This is a genomic window from Kitasatospora sp. NPDC041917 (genome assembly GCF_055589745.1).
In genome coordinates this window covers 1-17,577 of the sequence record NZ_JBVJBI010000046.1, presented here as the reverse complement: position 1 = coordinate 17,577, position 17,577 = coordinate 1, and the positions used below count along the sequence as shown (strand labels likewise).

Below are 17,577 nucleotides of genomic sequence, written 5' to 3'. Positions count from 1 at the left end.
AGGCGGCAGGGCCGCTCACCTCCGGGACGCCTCGTAGGCCTCGCGGACGGTCGCGGGGACGCGTCCGCGATCGTTGACGAGGATGCCGTGGGCGCGGGCCCAGCGGCGGATCGGCTCTTCCTGGGGCCGGGGGTCGGGGTCACGGGTGGCGGCGGGCCTGCCGGGGCCGCCGCGGTTTCCCGCGGGGACCTTCTCCAGGCAGTCCGCGGCATGGTGGAAGAACGCGGACAGCGAGGCGTACACGCCCTCCTCGGGGCAGGACGCCTCCGCCCACGTGCCGACGGTTCCGGTGGCCGTGTCCAGGAACGTCCCGTAGAGGCCGTCGCGCTCCGCGGCGACCGGCACCCAGGTGCGGCGCCAGAACGGGCAGTCGGGGTCCTCGGACGGCTCCGCCTCCTCCAGGCCCGTCCGGCTGAGGTACACCCGCTGGATGTCCGTCAGGCCCAGCAGCATGTGGCCGCCGGGCAGGGGCACGGCGCAGTCCCGCGTCACCAGGCACGAGGGCATGTCGGGCCGCGTGCCGGCGTCGATGCCGTTCGCCAGGAGCCACTGCCGCAACTCCTGCGGCAGCGTCAGGCCCATGCGCCGTTCGGCCCGGTCGACGCCCTCCCGGCTCCCCGGGCCGCCGAGGGCGGCGAAGACCGCCGGGTCGTGCCGCTCCAGCCACCCCGTCACCCGGCCCCACGCCTGCCGTACGTCCTCGCCCGGCCCGTGCGCCGCCCCGTGCGCCGGAGCGCCGCTCGTGTGCGATTCCTGCTGGTCATCCATGGGGCGACCGTACGCGGGGCCACCGACAGGGGCCGGTCGGACGCCCGACCGGGGAGGTTTCGGCATCGATCGGCCGGTTTGTGATCACGGTTCGGCGACCTTCCGTCGGCCGGTGAATAAATCGGTCCTCCCGGCTCCCCGGCAGCGGTAGGTTTCCCGACGCACATATTCGTGACCGTCACGGGGGATTTCACCATTTCCACTCAGTCTGCCGAGCTGCCCGAGAGCGCTGCGCCCACCGAGCCCGCCTCCGACGCCCCGGCACCCGGCCCGGGCCTGCCCGGCTACGGCGAGGGGCAGCTCGGCTGCCAGCACTGCGGATCCGTCCCGGCCGTGGACGCGACCTTCCGCGGGCACCTGGGCCTCATCATCATCCTGAAGTACCTGAAGACCCGGGGGCCGTTCTGCCGCAGCTGCGGCATCGCCACCCACCGCGAGATGACCTCCGACAGCCTCTGGCAGGGCTGGTGGGGCATCCCCTCGATGATCGTCAACCCGATCATCATGCTGATCAACATCCCGCAGCGCCTGAAGGTCGACAAGCTGGCCGAGCCGCTGCCCGGCGCGCCCCGCCCGCCGATGGACCCCGGCAAGCCGGTGTACCTGCGGCCCACGATCCTCGGCGTGCTCATCCCGGCGCTCCTGATCACGGTGATCTACCTCGTCGCGAAGCGCGACCCCGACTTCGCCAAGGCCGGCGACTGCATCCACAACAACAACCCGATCGCCGCCGCCCTGCCCGGCCTCGTCGACAAGAACCCCGACGTCGAAGTGGTGCCCTGCTCCGACCCCAAGGCCGAGGCCCGCGTCGTGGGCCGCGAGGAGAACACCAACGACGGCGAGGCCGCGTGCAGGAAGTTCCCCACCGCCGACGGCTACTTCACCTACAAGCGGAGCAGCACCAAGTACACCCTCTGCCTGCAGAGCCTGGAGACCCCGCAGCAGAAGAAGCCGACCACGATCTTCGGCCCCGTCAACCCGTGACCCCGTAGAGCGAGGCCGGGGCACTCGACCCCGCCCGGCGCGACTCCGGCCCTTCGGACGAACCGAAGGGCCGGAACCCTTTCCTGACGCGCCGCCGACGCCCCCCCCGGGCCCCCAAGGTGCCGCGCACTCACGACGGGGCCGCTGCGGGAGCAGCCCGCGAGGAGAGGGTCAGAGGACCCAGAAGTGCAGGTAGTACTTGTTGGTGCCGGAGTAGGAGCAGTAGGCGTCGCCGGCGTAGGAGTCCCTCATGGCGATGCACATCGACTCGGTGTAGGGGCCCTTCACCACCCAGTGCCCCGGAACCGCGGCCGAGACCGTGTCGGCCCGGGAGGGCGCGGGGGCCGCCTGGGCGGTGGCGGCGCCGCCCACCAGCACGGTCGCCGCCAGGGCCAGGCCGGTGAGAAGCAGACGTGCGCGCATGGGCGTTCTCCTCTGTCGCTCCGTGGATGTGTGGGTGTGCCTCGGGCACGGATGAAAGAGTGGGCGCTGCGGGTCGGCGGTGCGGGAGAGGACGTGGCCCTCGATCACTACGCCCGGCCGGGTAGGGCATGCCGTGCGCCTGCCCGCCGTCCGGTGGGACAGCGGGCCCCTTGCGCGTGCGACGGATCGGTGGGGCCGAGCGCGCTCAGCAGCGCACGGTGGCGCCCCCATTGTCGAGGTAGGCGTTGTACACCCAGCCGAAGCTTCCGCCGCCGACCATACGGACCCAGGTCCACCTGTTGCCGTACCCGTTGACGGAGTAGCACTCGTACTCCACCTTGATCCCATCGCCGATGGTACCGACGGTGGTGCACGCACCGTACGGGCCGGTGTGGACCGCCGCGCCGTCGGACTTGTTGATGGTTCCGGACCCGTTGTCCTTGTCCGTGTGAGGCCAGTAGGCGTTGCCGCAGGTGACCGTGACGCCGGCAGAGGGCGCGGCGGCGGTGGCGGCGGCGCCGGCCGGTGCGGCCGCGGCGCCCACAGCGAGCGTGACACCGACAGCGGTGACCGCGAGAGCACGACGAATACGCATGAACGCCTCCATGGGTGGTTTCTCGATTCGGACGGCCATCAGGCCCGGGGGGACCACCGGTGTTTTTGGGGCCCCGGTCCGCCGCCCTCGGAACCCATCCTGACGGTGCCGGCGGGCGCGGCCCCAGTCCTTTCGGCTGTCGCCGAAACCCCTGTGGTGAGGCCCACTTGAAGCAGTCGTGCGTGACCGGAGACGATGAGCGCCGGGAAGGTGGGCGTCCGAACAGAACCCGGGAGACCCTCACATGCTGCGCATCACGTTCACCCCGCAGGACCTCGCCAAGACCCGGATAGCGGAGACCTGGGGCCCGCTCGGGGAGACGCTGCACGCGCTGACGACCCTGCAACAACCGCACAGCCGGGCGTTGTTCGGCGCATGGAGACACGAGGTCCATGCTCGTTCCCCCGCCCGCGTCCATCCGGCCTCCTCCCTCTTCCAGGAGACCGTCCTGGACCTGTTCACCGTCACCGGCGCCTCGTCGTCCGTCGAGGAGGGGATCGAGGCACTGCGCGCGGCACCGGCCGAGCGCCTGCGCACCGAACTCGAGGGGGCCGTCGAGGCACGGGCCCGCTACTTACGCCGCACGGACCCCTGGGCGGGTGTGGCGTGGGGCGACATCGCGCACGTCCGGGAGGATCGTGAGGAACTGCTGGTGTTCCTCCGTAACGTCCACCGCGTCGCCGTGGCTCCCCACTGGCCGCGGATCCTGCCCCGGCTGCGGGCGGAGCAGACCGCGCACGCGCTCAGGCTCGCCCAGGACGGGCCCGAGGCGATGCTCACGGGACTGCCGCCCGAGTTCCGCTGGAAGCCGCCGACGCTGGAGGTCGGCAGAGGCGCTCTCACGAGCACTGTCGACCTGGAGGGCAGGGGCCTGTTGCTGGTCCCGTCCGCCTTCTGTCAGACCAGGCCGATTCCCTACACCGATCCGGTGGACGACCAGGCACCCGTCCTGCTCTTCCTCCCCGTCATACGCGGCGTTTCCGACGTCACCGCACTGCTGACGTCGTCCCGGCACGGGATCGACGGCGCCTTGTCCGCGCTCCTGGGCCGCACCCGGGCCCGGACCCTCCATGCCATCGGCGACGGCCCTTGCACCACCGGGCAGCTGGCCGAACGCCTCAGCGCGTCGCTGCCCACCGCGAGCGAGCAGGCCTCCGTACTCCGCCAGGCCGGCCTCATCATCACCACCAGACGCGGCAGTGCCGTCCTGCACACGCTCACCCCCCTCGGCGGCGCGTTGCTCAACGGCCGTCACTTCCACGTCTAGGAGCCGGAGGAACTCGGCACCGGCCGGCTCCACGGGCGTGGTCGGCGAGGAGGGCGGTCAGGTCGGCGAGGGCCGAGCCGGCATCGACGGCGTCGGTGGGGGCGCCCGGGGTACGGGAGCCGGTCAGGCGCAGCGTCGGCGGAATCCGGCGCGGCTGTATCGTCCCGGTGAAACGATCAGTTGCGTTGCGTGCGTGACGGCGGTCTGTCCGGCGGCCGCACCGAAACCGTCCCGGCCGGGCGCGGGACGGCTTTCCGGCTCGAAGAACGAGCACAGAGCCAGGTGCCACCACGTCGGAAAGACGGTCGAACGCGCCGAGTCGATCAAGGAACACCAAACCCGCCGACCTTAGAAACCAAGCTTGGACAAGCCTTATCGCTGCAGCTCAGAAAGCCCTTTCGCGTTTCCGATCACCATCCGGACGCGACCCCGGATGAGACGCGCAGGCTAGTCAAGTCGTACGGGCGTGAGGGCCTCCCGGGCGGCCTGTTCAGTGGCGGCCAGGCTGACCGCGTCCACTTGGTCCGTGTTCTGACCGAGGCTGGGCGTTGGTGAGTACGACACGCTGAGTGCCACGTTGGCGCGCCGGACGAGGACGTGCACGGTGCCACCGGGCTGGTACACGCTGCGGGCTTCGTCGCCGAGGTCGGTGATCGTGCCGGAGTGTGACCTGGGACCGTTGGCAGCGCGTATGTTCAGCGCCTGCTGTTTGCGCGCGCTCGTGGTGGCGTCGGAGCCGAAGGTGCCGTCCCACTTGCCCAGCACGTAGTCGATCACGAGAGTGGTGCCGATCTCCCGGTCGCGCCAGACGCACCGTGAGCCGGAACCGTAGCCGGCGCTGAGGCGTTCGCTCCCGTCGGCAGCCGCATTCGGCGTCAGATGCGCCGCTGCCGTGGCCCCGGCCGTGCACGCCTGCGGCAGCTGCGAAGCCTCGTGTCGCCCCGGCCACCACGGTGCATTCCACGGGCGGTCGGCGACCAGCACGATCGTTGCCACCACCGTCAGCACCACAAGGCTGTTGAGCCCGGGACGGAATGTCCCACGCCACCCCTGAAACGGCCGGGTGGGGCTCGGACCGGTGGTTCCCTGCGCCCGGACCGGCGCCTGAATGGCGGGCGCGGCAGCACCATGAGCCTTGCTGGTCCCCTCGCGCCCCGCCAGGTGGAGGACGGCCGATGCGCCGACCCACACGGCGACAGCCAAGAACAGCATCGCGCTGCCGATCATGTTCTGGCCCTCGAACCAGCTACGGGCCATCAGCAGGAGCAGCACCAGAACCGCCGACGTCAGCAGCTTGAGGCGGGACACGAGTCGCTCGTGCGTCTTGCCGTCCTTGGGTGATAGGTCATCCATCCGGGCTCCTCGTCATCGAGTTGATCAGTGTCGCTGCTTGCCTACCGAGTGCGGACGATTCAGGGGGTCTGTCCAGCCAACTCTTCGTCTCGGTGATCTGTTGTCGGGATCGTTCGCGTCTTTGCCGGATGAAAGAGTCCATCCGAGCCGTGCGGGATTCGACTCGTTTCGGTCTGCCCCGAAACGAGTGCGTCGGCAAGGCTCAGCCGCAGGGTGTGGGCGCGGATGAGGAGGACGGCGTGCTACGGGTTCATTTCACCGCCGAGGACCTGGCGCGGGTACGGGTCACGGTGCTGGGGCCGCTCGCCGAGACGCAGCGAGTTCACGCGCCTCGGCCTCGCCCAGGCGCAGGCGCGGCTCGGGCCGGATCACCCGGAACAGGGTGGCGATCGCCTCACGGAGCTGCTCCCTCGCCCTCCTGATGATTCGTCATTTCCACGTCGGGGAGGGAGGGTTCTTGGTTCCTGTCCTTTGGAGGGGCGTCAGCGAACGGCGGCCGCTTCGCCGGGAACCGGACGGGTGGCACCCGGCGGGGCGAGCTGCGGGGTGTCGTAGACGTGGGTCTCGGTGACGATCGTGCCGTCGGGCATGCGGATCCTCTCGACCCGGTAGTACCCGGCGGCGGTCAGCTCCTTCAGGGCCTTGCGGATCGCGCCACGGCCCTGGGGGCTGGTGTCGGCCATGTGCCGGCCGTCCTCGCGCCGGCCGTCGGGGCGGGAGAGGAGGTCCGCGAGCAGGTCGCGGGCGGTGTAGGAGAGCCGCCGGCACTGCAGCATGCCGTTGGGCAACACGGTGAAGTCGCGCACGTGGGCGCTACGATGAACGCGCATCGGGAGTGGTTGTTCCTGTTGCCGGACCCCGGGGTGTTCCAGCACTGCCGGGGTCGCCTGTCTTCGGTCGATGTCGCGGAACGTGCCACAACGATTACGCGCACAACGGTCGTTCGCGACGAAGGTCAGGCGGCCGGGGTGGGCGTGGGGACGATCCAGAGTTCGGAGGGGCCGTTGATGATGACGGACTCCATCCGGGCCGGCGCCGCCCTGGACGGGTCCAGGACGGCACCGGGGTAGGCGCCGAAGAGCCCGTCCAGGGCCACTTCGGCCTCCAGTCGGGCCAGTGGCGCGCCCAGGCAGAAGTGCGGGCCGTGGCCGAAGGCCAGGTGCTCCTTGTCGGGGCGCGTCGGGTCGAAGTCGTCCGGCCGCTGCGGGTGGACCTCCGGGTCCCGGCCGGCCGCGCCGAAGCCGAGCAGGATCGGTTCGCCCCGCCGGACGACCACGCCCTCGCCGAGGTCGATGTCCTCCAGCGGGTAGCGCAGCGGGATGTGCATCGCCGGGCTCTCGTGGCGCAGGGTCTCCTCGATGACGTCCCCCCAGCCGAGGCCGCCCTCGCGGACCCGGGCCAGGTGGCCGGGGTGGGTGAGGAGAGCCTGGACGGCGCTGGTGATGAGGTTGACCGCGGTCTCGTACCCGGCGCCCAGCATCAGGAAGAGGATGTCGCGGGACTCCTCCTCGCTGCGGCCCGTCCCGCCGCCGGTGCCGACGGCGGCCACGTCGGTGGCGAGGTCGGGCCCGGGGGAGCGCCGTTTGAGCTCCAGCAGGTCGGTCAGCACCACGTTGATCGCCGCCCGGGAGGCGGTCATCTGCTCGGTCGTGGCCGTCGTCGTCAGCAGGGCGTCCATCGACGTGCCGATCCGGGGCCGCATGTCGGCGGGCACGCCGAAGAGGTCGCAGATCACCGTCATGGTCAGCGGGAGCGACAGCGCCCGGCGGACGTCCACGGCCTCGCCGGGGCCCAGGCCGCGGAACGCGCCGACGAGGGCGGCGGTCGTCGCCTCGATCCCGGGCCGCAGCCCGGACACCCGGCGGGGCGAGAAGGAGGGCGCCATCTGCCGCCGTGCCGAGCGGTGTTCGCGGCCGTAGAGGTTGAAGAAGTTCTGCTGGAACGCGATCGGCCCCATCGGCCACCCCTCGGGCACCGAGGCCAGGCCGGGCCAGTGCCTGCGCGGGTCGCGGGAGATCCGGGGATCGCCGGTCAGGGCGCGGATCACCGAGCTGCGGGTCACGGACCAGGCGATGATGCCGCCGGGGAGTTCGACCCGTACGGCGGGCCCGGCGGCGCGAAGCTCCGCGTTCTGCTGGTGGATGCGCCGGGCGGTCATGTCCAGCACCGGGCAGCGGCTGTCGTCTGGAGCCATGGCATTGCTCCTCACGAGCTCTCGGGGGCTCAGGAACTCGGGAACTCGGGAACTCTCAGGACCTGTCGGGCACGCCCCGGTGGACGGTGCCCCGCGGCGGGGCCGGCCTGTCCGGGGCCGGTGCTCCGTTGCGGACCGGGGCCCGTGCTCCGTTGTAGAGGGGCGCGGCGCGGCCGTCAACGGGGCGTTGGCCCGTCCGGCGCACCGCCCCGGCGCACCCCCGGCGCACCCCCGGCGCACCTTCGAATCCCGCCCGCCCCGCTCCCGCAGAGCCCGGTGGGTGAGCACCGCCCCCGCCGCGGACAGCACGGCCAGGACGATCCCCAGGACGTGCAGGGCCCCGGTGAACCCGGCCGCCAGCGCCTCCCGCCGGGCCGGGTCCACCTGCCCCTGGACGGCCCGCGCGGCGAGCCGGGCCGCCTCGCCGCCCGGCAGGCCGGGCAGGTGAGCGGCGGTCAGCGTGGTGAGCAGCGCGGCCGCGCCCGAGACCGCGACCGACTCGCCGGTGATCCGCATCGTGTTGAAGACGCCGGCCGCGGCCCCGGCGCGCTCGACCGGCACCGTGCCCACCGCCGCGTCGTCCATCACCCCGAACGCCAGCCCCACCCCGGCCCCGAACGCCAGCCCCACCCCGGCCCCGAACGGCAGCAGCGGTACCGTCAGCGCCGCCCACCCCGCGCCGCCGCGCACCGTGACCAGCAGCAGGGCGCCCAGCGCGATCAGCGCCGAGGCGCCGGTCAGCACCGTACGGACGGAGAACGCCGCGGCCAGGCGCCCGGCCGGCAGCGGCAGCAGCAGGACGGGCACCGTCAGCGGCAGCAGGAGCAGACCACTGGTCAGCACGGAACGCCCGCCCACCCCCTGGAGGTAGGCGGGCAGGTAGACCAGCAGCACCACGAAGCCGAGGGTCACGGTGAACGGCTGGCACACGACCGCGAGGAACTCGGGCCGCCGGAACAGCCGGACGTCGAACATCGCCCGCTGCGCCCGGCGCAGCTCCACCACCGCGAAGGCCGCCACCAGCAGGGCCGCGCCGGCCAGCGGCAGCAGGGTGCCCGGCGCCGTCCAGCCGGCCGGCGCTGAACCACCCCGGCACCGGGCCGGCGCCGGGCCTCCCGTCACCCGGCTTCACCCACGGTCGCCCGGGCGGTGGACGCTGAGGTCGCCGTAGGCCCGCAGGGCGCCGGCCGGGTCGCCGGGCTGGTCCCGCAGAACGGCGTCCAGGAAGGCGAGGGTGGCCGCGGCGACGACGCGCGGGCTCTCGGTGCGGCCCAGGGAGCCGACGAGCGAGGGCACGGGCGGCAGGTACAGGGGGCCGTCCATGAAGGTGAGATGGGCGGCGCCGGGGACGGTGAGCCGGTAGCTCGTCGCGGTGCTGGACCCGAGCGCCTCGGTGAGGCGGGGCAGGTAGCGCGGGTCGGTTCCCGGGGTGAGGGCCTGGGTGAGTGCGAGCGTCGGCCGGTCGAGAGCGGGTGCGGTGGGGCCGTGGGGGTAGCCGTCCAGGTCGACGACGGCGCCGAACCGGCGGTCCTGCCGGGCCGCCTGCAGGGCGGCGGCGCCGCCCATGGAGTGGCCGCTCACCGCGACCCGCCCGGTGTCCAGGCGTCCGGTCAGCGGGTCGGCGATCCCGCCCCGGTCCAGGGTGTCCAGCCGGGTGAGGACGAAGCCGAGGTCGGCGGCCCGCACCGCCGTCCAGCCGGCCGCCAGCTCGTCGTCCTTGTCCCGGTCGCCGCTGGAGGCGGTCTCGGTGGTGATCGTCCGGCCGTCGGCGAGGACGACGGCGGCGGAGTCGTACGGGTGGTCGAGGGCGGCGACCACGTAGCCGTGGCTGGCCAGTTCCTCCGCCCAGGCGGTGTTCTGGGTGCGCACCCCGCCCGACCCGGGGGAGAACAGCACGACCGGGAACCGTTCGCCACCGCCGGCCACCGGGGCGTCGAAGACCGAACGGCTGCGGGCCCGCGGAACACCGTCGATCAGGAAGCCCGGCAGGCCGACGCCGCGGGCGAGGGCCTCGGAGACGGTGCGCGCCTCGCGCTCGGTGCGTCCGAGGTACTGGGCCCGCCGCGTGCCCGCGGGGCTCTTCCGCGCGGGGTACCAGAGCTGGACCACGACGGTGCGCAGGTCGTTCGGATCGGCGGTGAAGGTCTCGGGGCGGTGCGGGTCGGTCCACTGCACCACGCGGGTGCCGACCGCGAAGGCGCCCGACGGTTCGGGGAACACGGGTACGGGAAAGGCCCAGGCGGCCACCGGGCCGGTGGCGATCAGGCCGGCGCAGGCCACCGATCCCGGCAGCGCCAGCCACCAGCGGGCCCGCCACGCCGGCCGGCCGGTACGGCGCCGCAGCAGGGGGGAGAGGGCGAACGGCGCCGCGAGGGCGGCGCCGGCCAGGACCGGCAGCAGCTGCCAGCGGATCCCCGTCACGGCCAGCGCGAGCGCGGACGGCACGAGGAGCGCCCCCGCCGCGATCGTCACGCGCGGGCGGGCGGCGGGGGGAAGCCAGCGTGCCACCACCAGCGCGACGGCACCCAGCAGGGCGAGGATTTCCAGGGGGGACATGGGCAGTCCCGCGATGTTCTCGGTCACCCGGCCATGCTCGGCGCCGGGCGTGCGCCGCCGCATCGATCACGGGTCGCCGCCGTGGCCGACCGGGGTCGCAAACCGCTGAACCTCCCCGTACGACCGCAGCAGTAGTCGAGCACGCCGGACCGGCGGCCGCACTGCGACCACGGGAGGTATCGGGACTCCTCCTGCGGGCGTATCCCGGCCCGGCGCGATCAGACGGTGGACTCATGTGCCGCGCGGGCCGGCGGCCTACCGTGAGCAGGGCCGCGGTACGTGCCGGGCAGCGGTCCGTGCCGGGGCGGCGGTGGTGCGTGCCGGGGCGGCGCGAGGCGTACGGCCCCGTGCCCGACCCGGAACCGGCTGTCCGCGGCGGTGGCCCCGGCCGGGGCCACCATGACGCCGAATCGACAGGGACGTGCGATGACCGAGGCGGCCGCGGAACCCGGCCAGGCCCACCGGAACCAGGTGCCTGTACGGGTGCGGGTGCGGGCGCGGTGGGCGAGGACCGCCCTACGACTGACGCAGTACGCCGACCTTGCCCGCGCACGAGCGGCGCGACCGGTGAAAGCCGCCGGGCGCTGGGGCTCCCGGCTGCCGCCCGCGGTACGGGACGCGCTGCTGCCGGCGCTCCTGCTCCTCAACGTCACGACCACGCGCCCGCCGCACGAGCTGCCGGTGGCCGTGGCCCTCACCGCCGCCCTCGCGCTGCCCCTGCTGTGGCGGCGCCGGGCCCCGCGCACGGTGTTCGGCGCGGTGGCGGCCGCGGCCCTCGTCCAGTGGCTGACGGGCGTCCAACTGCCCGCCGATGTAGCCCTGTTGGTGGCCCTCTACACGGTGGCCGCCACCTCGGGCCGGCGCGGCGCGCTCGTCGCCGGCGCCCTCGTGGAGGCGGGTGCCCTGCTGGCCTGCCTGCGCTGGGCGACGGAAGGCGCGTTCCTGACCCCGTTCGTCGCGGTCACCGCGATGGTCGTCGCCGCCGCCGTCCTCGGCGTGAACGTGCGCACCACGCGCGCCTACCTCGCGGCCCTGGAGGAACGGGCCGCCCGCCTGGAGCACGAACAGGAACAGCAGGCGCGACTGGCCGTCGCCGAGGAAAGGACGCGCATCACCCGGGAGATGCACGACATCGTCACCCACAACCTGTCCGTCATGGTCGCGCTCACCGACGCCGCCGTCTACGCCCAGCACCGGTCGCCCGACAAGGCCACCACCGCGATGCTCCAGATCTCCGAGACGGGCCGCCAGGCCCTGACCGACATGCGGCGCTCACTGGGCGTCCTGCGCATCGACGAACCGGACGCGCAGCGCCACCCGCTGCCCGGCATCGCCCAACTGGAGGCCCTCGCCGACCAGATGTGCGCCGCCGGACTGCCCACCCGCCTCGACGTCCACGGCGGCCACGCCCACATCCCCGCCACCGCCCAACTCACCGTCTACCGACTGGTACAGGAAGCCTTGACCAACACCCTCAAGCACACACCCGGCGGCACCCGCGCGACGGTCCGCATCCACTGCTCGACCGCGGCCGTCACCGTGGACGTCACCGACAGCGGCCCCCGCCCGCCGCATCCGCGTCCCGCCGCCGCACCGTCCGGCCACGGCATCCCCGGCATGCGCGAGCGCTCGGCCGCCTACGGGGGGACGCTGCGGGCCGGACCGCTCCCGGGCGGCGGCTGGGGAGTCCACACCCGTCTGCTGCTCGACAGCGGCGAAGCGGCGCGCGCATGACGATCCGCATCCTGATCGCCGACGACGAAGCGCTGCTCCGGATGGCCTTCAGCACCGTCCTGGAGGCCCAGCCCGACATGGCACCGGTCGGCGAGGCCGCCGACGGCGCCCAGGCCGTACGCCTCGCCCGGGAGCTGCGCCCCGACGTCGTCCTCATGGACGTCCGGATGCCCGGGACCGACGGGATCGAGGCGACCCGGCAGGTCGTCGGGACCTCCCCGCACAGCAGGGTGCTCATCCTCACCACCTTCGACCTGGACGAGTACGCCTTCGCCGGACTCAACGCCGGGGCCTCGGGCTTCCTGCTGAAGAACGCCCGGCCCGAGGAACTGCTCACCGCGATCCGCAACGTCGCCGCGGGCGACGCGGTGATCTCCCCGCGGATCACCCGCCGCCTGCTGGAGAACCTCCGCCCGCACATCCCCGACGGCCGCGGCCCCGAGCACGACGAGCGGCTGGGCCGGCTCAGCGCCCGCGAACGCGAGGTGCTCGTCCAGGTGGGCCGCGGCCTGTCCAACGCGGAGATCGCGGCCACCCTGTACCTCGCGGAGGCGACCGTGAAGTCCCACCTGGGACGCATCCTGCAGAAGCTCGAACTCCGCGACCGGATCCAGGCCGTGGTCCTCGCCTACGAAAGCCGCCTCGTCCACCCGGCCTGACACCACAGCCCCGCCGCCGCGTGGGCCCGCCCGCCCTCCACGCCCCTTCGCCCTGGTCCGCCCAACCCGCCGGGCCGCGCGCAGGAAGTCGGCCCCGCCGACTTCCTGCGCTCTGGCTCGGTGGGGTGGGGTGGGGCCGGGCTGTTGCGGCGGGGCCGCCCCGTCGATCCAGGCTTGAACCCGCGCCGCGCAGGAAGTCGGTCCCGTCGACTTCCTGCGCGGCCGGGGCCGGGGCGGCATCCGGGCGGCTCCGGGGACGGGGAGGTTCGACGCAGGGGCCGCGGCAGTGCCGGTGTGCGGGCCGTCGGATCGGACGTAGGAGGCGGGGCGGGGTCCACGGGCGTCCTTCCCGCCTCCCCGAAGCCGTCTTGGCGGTGCGACGAACGATTCCAACTCCGCTGAACTGACGCCGACTTGACGGGGTCGTGCCTACCATCGAGCTGCGCTGGCGCGATGGGGGAGCCAGGTGCGCCGGAATCCGGTGCCGGGGGCGGTCGGGGCCGCGGCCGTCCGGCAGGCGACGATCGTGGTGGTGGCGAAGGCACTGCCGCCGTTGGATCCTGGGTGGTTCCCGCAGTTGGGGCCGACCGTGGTCAACCTGGCCGGCGCGGTGGTGGTGCTGCTGCTGCTCCGGGCCCTTGCTGCTCCGGCGGCCGGCACCGTCGGCCCGCCGAAAGCCACCTGAAGGCACCTGAAGCCACCTGAAGGCACCGGCGGTGCGGCCGGTGCCGCTCTGCCCCCGGCGCCGGAGCGGTGCCGGGGGCGGCCGTGCTACCGGCGGCCGGTGGTGCGGGTGCGACGGGGGAGGGGACGACGGCCGGTAGGAACGCGCCGGTGTTGCCGTAGGCGTACCCGACCGGCAGTTCGCCGTTGTAGGCGAGGGCGAGTGCGAAGCCCGGTTCGGCGGCGTGCCGGTCGGGGCGCTCGGGGAACGGTGTCTCGGTGGTTCGACAGGTGCAGTAGGTCATCGGGGAGTTCCGGGTCGGCCGTGCCGCCATCGCAGGCACCTCTGGCAGGACGGCGCCGACCCGGCCCGAACCTTTCTGGCAGGAGGGCCTGCGGTTCGGACGCCGCCGGGCGGCCCGCCCGGTGGCGCCTTCGGGCAGGGTCAGCCACCAAGTGAGGTAGGACGCCGGCCATTGGCCAGCCCCCTGAGACAGGGCTGCGCTGCTGTGCGTCAGTTGACGGTTTTAGGTGAGCTTGCCGAATTGTTGTGAGGGCCACTTGCGTTCATTGTCGTGGCTAGGTGGTATGCAAGAAGATGGGTGGGCCCCGGCGGCTGATTCGCCAGGGCCCACCCATCCGTCATTCACCCGTTACAGCTGAACCGGGAACTCATGTGCTTTGACGGCGTCAAGGAACGCCTGGAACGCCGCGGGGGTGAACTCCAGGACAGGGCCGCGCCGGTGCTGCTTGGTGTCGCGAACCGGGATGATGCCGGCCGGGGTCCGGCCGACCTCGACGCAGTTGCCGTTCTCACCGGCCGAGTAGCTGGACTTGGCCCAGCTGTAGCCGCCCTGGTCGAGGGTGGTGCCGTCGTGCATGGTCATCCTCTCAGTTATCCCCAACTCGCACTGTTCGTCAGGGTTGCCTGCAAGTATGACCGCGACGCCTGCGGGTCGAGCGCCTGGGACATAAGGACCTCAAACTGGCGGTTTCGACGGGTGAGATTCGCTTAGGCGGTCCGCGAACGTCAGGTTCTGTTCGTTGTCGGCGGCGAGGTCTGTCAGCGGGGGCGGCCGTTGCGGAGCGTGGTGACGTCCGGTTCGCAGCCGTTCAGCACCACCCGGTGGGCGGACGGTGCTGGCTTCCGCTCCGGGCGGGGGCGGCGGGCCGGCGTGACGTCCGAGCCGGCACGGCGCAGGCCCGGACCGGGGAGCGGTCCGGGCCTGCGGGGGCCGGGCGGAGGCTCAGACCTCGCCGAACTCGCCGCTAAGAACAGCGGCAACGAACGACACCCAGGCCTCGGCCGGGAAGACGAGAGCCGGGCCCTGAGGATCCTTGGAGTCACGGACCGGCATCAATGCACGAGAGCCACGCGCAACCTCAAGGCAGTCGCCGCCTTGCTGGCTGTACGTCGACTTCACCCACGAAGCGGTAGTCAAGTCGAAATCAGCCATGAGAGTCCTTCCGAGCGTGGAGTATCAATTCGAGGGTCGCCGACTCGGCCAGCGCCCCTACCTGGAGGCGATCGTATCTCCTACGCCAGTCGCGGAGCCTGTCGTCATCACGTTCAACGTGCCCTCGCCCCTCAGACTCAGAGTAGCCAAACAGGGAGCCATCGGGGAGCGTCAGCAGCCGCATGGGCAGGGCGAACGGCCTGTGCTCTCCCATGCTGAACGGCGCTACCTGAAGTACCACACGCCCCTGTTCGTAGAGCTGTTCAAGTTGCTCAAGCTGTTCCCGCATGACCTCGGGGCCACCGATGATCCGCCGGAGGCAGCTCTCGTCCATGACGGCATGGATGAGCGGCGGATCACGTCGCGCCAGGGCCTCCTGTCGTGCGAACAGAAAGGTCAGCCTCTCTTCTGCTTGCTTGGGAGTGATGTCCCTTCGACGAACATCTGCCCTTGCAAGAGCCGCTGCATAGGACTTCGTTTGGAGCAAGCCGGGGATGATGCCGAGTTCGAAGATCCGGATCTCACTGGCCCGCGTCTCATTGGCCGCGTACTCGGGAAAGCCCTCCAGCAAGGCCGAGTGCTTGGCCTGGAGCCACATCAGCAGCAGGGTTCCGCCCGTCTCAAGCACCCGATCGGCATCACGTGCGAACTTCTCGCTTGGCGGGGTCCGGCCAGGAGGAGCAAGTTCAGCGTAGGAGACGTAGGAGGGATCGACCCCCAAGCGCCTGGCCAGCTGGGCTTGCGTGAGGCCAGCAGCCTTACGTGACCTGCGAAGTTGCACCCCGAAGGGTGCCCATGGACCTGATGTTGGATCAAGCTCTTTGATGTTCACTGATCTTCGCCTACTTGCCGAGCATCAACTTCAAGATTCAGATCGAGTTCCGATCGTAGCGGGAGAGGGGCCACTATGGCTACGCCCGGTGATGCACCGGGAGCACAGAGCAACCGGCGGAGGTCTCGTGTGTCACACGCGGAATCCCGAGAATCGGTTTCAACTCCACCAATTTGTAGCGGACTTCACCGGCTCTGAGGGCAGCGATCCGCCGAGCGCATCTTCGTGGAGGTCGCACCCGGGAAGGCCTACCGCCCGCCCGTCGACGGGTGGCCACTGCCGCCCGCCATCAATTCCTCTTACCTGGAGCAGAGTTGAGCAGGACCCGCATCATGAGCAAGCCCCCGGCCCGCCGGTCGGGTCAGCAGATCTTCGCCCTGCGCGAGGACCCCGACGGATCGGGCGAACTCTCCGCCCTCCTCGTCGATCCCGTCTACATGGACGGCCTCATCCTCCCCGGCGGCAGCGCCGAGCAGGACGAACTTCCCCACCTCGCGGCCCGCCGGCACCTCGAAACCGAAACCGGCCTCGTCCTGCCCCTGCGTACCGTCCTCACCATCGACTACATGCCGGCCGCCGAGTTCCCCGAGGGCCTCAACCTCGTCTACGCGGGCGGGAAGGTCACACCCCAACAGGCCAACACCGCCAGCCACCACCAGCCCCCGGAGGAACTGCGCGCCCTCCACTGGGTCCCCCGTCACCAGCTCCGCGACCTCATGGCCGACGACCAGTGCCGCCGCGTCGAGGACGCCTGGGACGCCTGGGAGCACGGCGACGGCCTCCCCCTCCTCGTGCGGGGCGTCCCGGTCCCGGTCGCCTGATCAAGCGCCCGGCCCGACGGCGACACCACGGGGCCGGACCTCCGTGAGTGCGGTCCGGCCCCTTCTCCAGCAGCACGCGTTCAACCCCTTGAGGTCCCCCATGCTCAAAACCCACCGCCGGCCCCGCATGTTCGTCGCGCGCCTCGACTCCCGGGCCGAATCCACGCCCCTGGCGCGCTACCTGCTCCGTGCCTACCTGTCCGGCCTCCCCTCCGGCGAGCGCTACGCCGACACCGCCGAGCTGCTGCTCGGCGAGCTGTTCGCCAACGCCGTCCAGCACTCCGACGCCCCCGACGACTGCCACATCGAGATCCGCTTCGCCCTCGTCAACTCCCGTCTGCGGCTGGAGGTCCACGACGCCGGAAGCGGCCGCCCGTCCCTCCGTGTCGCCTCGCCGGACGACGAGCGCGGGCGCGGGATGTTCCTCGTCGACGAGCTCGCCGAACGCTGGGGCAGCGCCAACCGCCCCGGCGGCATCGGCAAGTACGTCTGGGCCCTCGTCGCCCCCATCCCCTACGCCCCGGCCCTCGTCATCGCCTGAAAGTCCGAACCCCCATGCACCTCACCACCCTCGCCGGCCACGCCCTCTCCCGCGGCCGCACCCCCGCCGACACCTACGCCCTCCTCGCCCGCCGCACCCACAAACCGGTGCCCTCGGCCCGCGCGGTCTGCCTCGCCCTGACCATCCCCCTCGCCGAGACCGTCCGCCGCCTCGACGAGTGCCACGACGCCCTCCTCGCCAACCCCCGCCCCGGCACCGAGACCGACACCGGCGAACTCCTCGAAGCCCTCGGCGTCTTCGACGTCCCCGCCTCCCTCACCGACACCGAACTCGCCGCCGTCGACCACCTCCTGGCCGCCATCGACGCCCACGGCAGCCTCCGACCCGGCCACCACCACGGCCTCACCCGCTGGTTCACCACCGGCAACCTCACCGCCGCCTACCTCTCCCTCACCGCCGCCCGACCCCTGCCCCGCACCGGCGATCCCACCACCTACTGGACCGCCCTCGTCACCGCCGGCGAACTCCTCACCACCACCCCCAACCCCGACACCCGCCTCACCTACGCCCTCACCCACTGCCGCACCCAAGCCACCCGAACCTGAATTCCGCGCCGTGCGCAGGAAGTCGGACCCGCCGACTTCCTGTGCAGCGTGGCAGGAGCCGAGCGCGTTGGGTCTGTCCAGTGAACGGTGTAACTCGGTTGGGTTGAGTTAGCGGCGGCCGGCGGAGAGTCGGCCGTCGAAGGTGATCTCGAAGGCGTTCAGCG

Annotated in this window: 18 protein-coding genes; 8 read left to right on the top strand and 10 right to left on the bottom strand. The window is 72.2% G+C overall.

Annotation, left to right across the window (positions count from 1 at the left end):
* Window positions 1–15 precede the first annotated feature (15 nt).
* On the bottom strand, window positions 16–768 hold the full coding sequence (locus ACZ6EM_RS34515; protein ID WP_465774128.1) for an Lsr2 family DNA-binding protein: 753 nt from the start codon (window positions 766–768) through the stop codon (window positions 16–18).
* A gap of 171 nt (window positions 769–939) precedes the next feature.
* Between ACZ6EM_RS34515 and ACZ6EM_RS34510 the strand changes: the two genes are divergently transcribed.
* Window positions 940–1,752 carry an LppU/SCO3897 family protein gene (locus tag ACZ6EM_RS34510; RefSeq protein ID WP_465774127.1) on the top strand — a complete coding sequence of 271 codons (813 nt, stop codon included), beginning with the start codon at window positions 940–942 and terminating at the stop codon, window positions 1,750–1,752.
* A gap of 171 nt (window positions 1,753–1,923) precedes the next feature.
* Here the strand turns inward: ACZ6EM_RS34510 and ACZ6EM_RS34505 are convergent, their stop codons facing one another.
* Entirely contained in the window at window positions 1,924–2,175 is a 252-nt protein-coding gene (locus ACZ6EM_RS34505) for a hypothetical protein (protein WP_401045404.1), read from the bottom strand.
* Window positions 2,176–2,380: 205 nt separating this feature from the next.
* Window positions 2,381–2,782 carry a hypothetical protein gene (locus tag ACZ6EM_RS34500; RefSeq protein WP_465774126.1) on the bottom strand — a complete coding sequence of 134 codons (402 nt, stop codon included), beginning with the start codon at window positions 2,780–2,782 and terminating at the stop codon, window positions 2,381–2,383.
* A 232-nt stretch (window positions 2,783–3,014) separates the two neighbouring features.
* Here ACZ6EM_RS34500 and ACZ6EM_RS34495 point away from each other — a divergent pair, with 232 nt between their 5' ends.
* The gene (locus tag ACZ6EM_RS34495; protein ID WP_465774125.1) at window positions 3,015–4,037 is read left to right on the top strand and encodes an ArsR/SmtB family transcription factor; all 1,023 of its coding nucleotides are present in this window, start codon (window positions 3,015–3,017) and stop codon (window positions 4,035–4,037) included.
* A 447-nt stretch (window positions 4,038–4,484) separates the two neighbouring features.
* Here the strand turns inward: ACZ6EM_RS34495 and ACZ6EM_RS34490 are convergent, their stop codons facing one another.
* The 4 genes from ACZ6EM_RS34490 to ACZ6EM_RS34475 all read right to left on the bottom strand — a co-directional run bounded on the left by ACZ6EM_RS34490 (window position 4,485) and on the right by ACZ6EM_RS34475 (window position 10,203).
* Entirely contained in the window at window positions 4,485–5,390 is a 906-nt protein-coding gene (locus tag ACZ6EM_RS34490) for a hypothetical protein (RefSeq protein WP_452178598.1), read from the bottom strand.
* Between the two features lie 482 nt (window positions 5,391–5,872).
* Window positions 5,873–6,220 (bottom strand): hypothetical protein, encoded by a 348-nt coding sequence (locus ACZ6EM_RS34485; RefSeq protein WP_465774124.1) that lies wholly within the window; start codon window positions 6,218–6,220, stop codon window positions 5,873–5,875.
* A 125-nt stretch (window positions 6,221–6,345) separates the two neighbouring features.
* Window positions 6,346–8,706, bottom strand: coding sequence for a cytochrome P450 (locus ACZ6EM_RS34480; protein ID WP_465774123.1), 2,361 nt, complete (start codon window positions 8,704–8,706; stop codon window positions 6,346–6,348).
* A 6-nt stretch (window positions 8,707–8,712) separates the two neighbouring features.
* Entirely contained in the window at window positions 8,713–10,203 is a 1,491-nt protein-coding gene (locus ACZ6EM_RS34475; protein WP_465774122.1) for an alpha/beta hydrolase family protein, read from the bottom strand.
* 504 nt (window positions 10,204–10,707) lie between these two features.
* Here ACZ6EM_RS34475 and ACZ6EM_RS34470 point away from each other — a divergent pair.
* From ACZ6EM_RS34470 to ACZ6EM_RS34460, 3 genes are all read left to right on the top strand, one after another.
* Window positions 10,708–11,874, top strand: a complete 1,167-nt coding sequence (locus tag ACZ6EM_RS34470; protein ID WP_465774121.1) for a sensor histidine kinase — start codon at window positions 10,708–10,710, stop codon at window positions 11,872–11,874.
* Window positions 11,871–12,533, top strand: coding sequence for a response regulator (locus tag ACZ6EM_RS34465; RefSeq protein ID WP_465774120.1), 663 nt, complete (start codon window positions 11,871–11,873; stop codon window positions 12,531–12,533). Before ACZ6EM_RS34470 ends, ACZ6EM_RS34465 begins: the two co-directional genes overlap by 4 nt.
* 466 nt (window positions 12,534–12,999) lie before the next feature.
* Window positions 13,000–13,218 carry a hypothetical protein gene (locus ACZ6EM_RS34460; RefSeq protein ID WP_465774119.1) on the top strand — a complete coding sequence of 73 codons (219 nt, stop codon included), beginning with the start codon at window positions 13,000–13,002 and terminating at the stop codon, window positions 13,216–13,218.
* A gap of 631 nt (window positions 13,219–13,849) precedes the next feature.
* Here the strand turns inward: ACZ6EM_RS34460 and ACZ6EM_RS34455 are convergent.
* The 3 genes from ACZ6EM_RS34455 to ACZ6EM_RS34445 form a co-directional block, all read right to left on the bottom strand.
* Window positions 13,850–14,083, bottom strand: a complete 234-nt coding sequence (locus tag ACZ6EM_RS34455; protein WP_401055446.1) for a DUF397 domain-containing protein — start codon at window positions 14,081–14,083, stop codon at window positions 13,850–13,852.
* A 360-nt stretch (window positions 14,084–14,443) separates the two neighbouring features.
* Entirely contained in the window at window positions 14,444–14,653 is a 210-nt protein-coding gene (locus tag ACZ6EM_RS34450; protein WP_401055449.1) for a DUF397 domain-containing protein, read from the bottom strand.
* Window positions 14,646–15,485, bottom strand: a complete 840-nt coding sequence (locus ACZ6EM_RS34445) for a helix-turn-helix domain-containing protein (protein WP_452180977.1) — start codon at window positions 15,483–15,485, stop codon at window positions 14,646–14,648. Before ACZ6EM_RS34445 ends, ACZ6EM_RS34450 begins: the two co-directional genes overlap by 8 nt.
* Window positions 15,486–15,817: 332 nt before the next feature.
* Between ACZ6EM_RS34445 and ACZ6EM_RS34440 the strand changes: the two genes are divergently transcribed.
* The 3 genes from ACZ6EM_RS34440 (at window position 15,818) to ACZ6EM_RS34430 (ending at window position 17,413) form a co-directional block, all read left to right on the top strand.
* Window positions 15,818–16,306 (top strand): NUDIX domain-containing protein, encoded by a 489-nt coding sequence (locus ACZ6EM_RS34440; RefSeq protein ID WP_465774118.1) that lies wholly within the window; start codon window positions 15,818–15,820, stop codon window positions 16,304–16,306.
* Between the two features lie 100 nt (window positions 16,307–16,406).
* A complete protein-coding gene (locus ACZ6EM_RS34435; protein WP_465774117.1) occupies window positions 16,407–16,847 on the top strand; it encodes an ATP-binding protein in 441 nt (146 codons plus the stop codon).
* Window positions 16,848–16,861: 14 nt separating this feature from the next.
* Window positions 16,862–17,413: a hypothetical protein gene (locus ACZ6EM_RS34430; protein WP_465774116.1), complete on the top strand. Its 552-nt coding sequence runs from the start codon at window positions 16,862–16,864 to the stop codon at window positions 17,411–17,413.
* Window positions 17,414–17,577 lie beyond the last annotated feature (164 nt).

Excerpts from the sequence above, each read along its gene's own strand:
- ACZ6EM_RS34465 (WP_465774120.1), top strand. The coding sequence starts at position 11,871 with ATGACGATCCGCATCCTGATCGCCGACGACGAAGCGCTGCTCCGGATG.
- ACZ6EM_RS34515 (WP_465774128.1), bottom strand. The coding sequence starts at position 768 with ATGGATGACCAGCAGGAATCGCACACGAGCGGCGCTCCGGCGCACGGG.
- ACZ6EM_RS34435 (WP_465774117.1), top strand. The coding sequence starts at position 16,407 with ATGCTCAAAACCCACCGCCGGCCCCGCATGTTCGTCGCGCGCCTCGAC.
- ACZ6EM_RS34485 (WP_465774124.1), bottom strand. The coding sequence starts at position 6,220 with ATGCGCGTTCATCGTAGCGCCCACGTGCGCGACTTCACCGTGTTGCCC.
- ACZ6EM_RS34495 (WP_465774125.1), top strand. The coding sequence starts at position 3,015 with ATGCTGCGCATCACGTTCACCCCGCAGGACCTCGCCAAGACCCGGATA.
- ACZ6EM_RS34440 (WP_465774118.1), top strand. The coding sequence starts at position 15,818 with ATGAGCAAGCCCCCGGCCCGCCGGTCGGGTCAGCAGATCTTCGCCCTG.
- ACZ6EM_RS34430 (WP_465774116.1), top strand. The coding sequence starts at position 16,862 with ATGCACCTCACCACCCTCGCCGGCCACGCCCTCTCCCGCGGCCGCACC.
- ACZ6EM_RS34500 (WP_465774126.1), bottom strand. The coding sequence starts at position 2,782 with ATGGAGGCGTTCATGCGTATTCGTCGTGCTCTCGCGGTCACCGCTGTC.
- ACZ6EM_RS34455 (WP_401055446.1), bottom strand. The coding sequence starts at position 14,083 with ATGACCATGCACGACGGCACCACCCTCGACCAGGGCGGCTACAGCTGG.
- ACZ6EM_RS34475 (WP_465774122.1), bottom strand. The coding sequence starts at position 10,203 with ATGCGGCGGCGCACGCCCGGCGCCGAGCATGGCCGGGTGACCGAGAAC.
- ACZ6EM_RS34490 (WP_452178598.1), bottom strand. The coding sequence starts at position 5,390 with ATGGATGACCTATCACCCAAGGACGGCAAGACGCACGAGCGACTCGTG.
- ACZ6EM_RS34450 (WP_401055449.1), bottom strand. The coding sequence starts at position 14,653 with ATGGCTGATTTCGACTTGACTACCGCTTCGTGGGTGAAGTCGACGTAC.
- ACZ6EM_RS34505 (WP_401045404.1), bottom strand. The coding sequence starts at position 2,175 with ATGCGCGCACGTCTGCTTCTCACCGGCCTGGCCCTGGCGGCGACCGTG.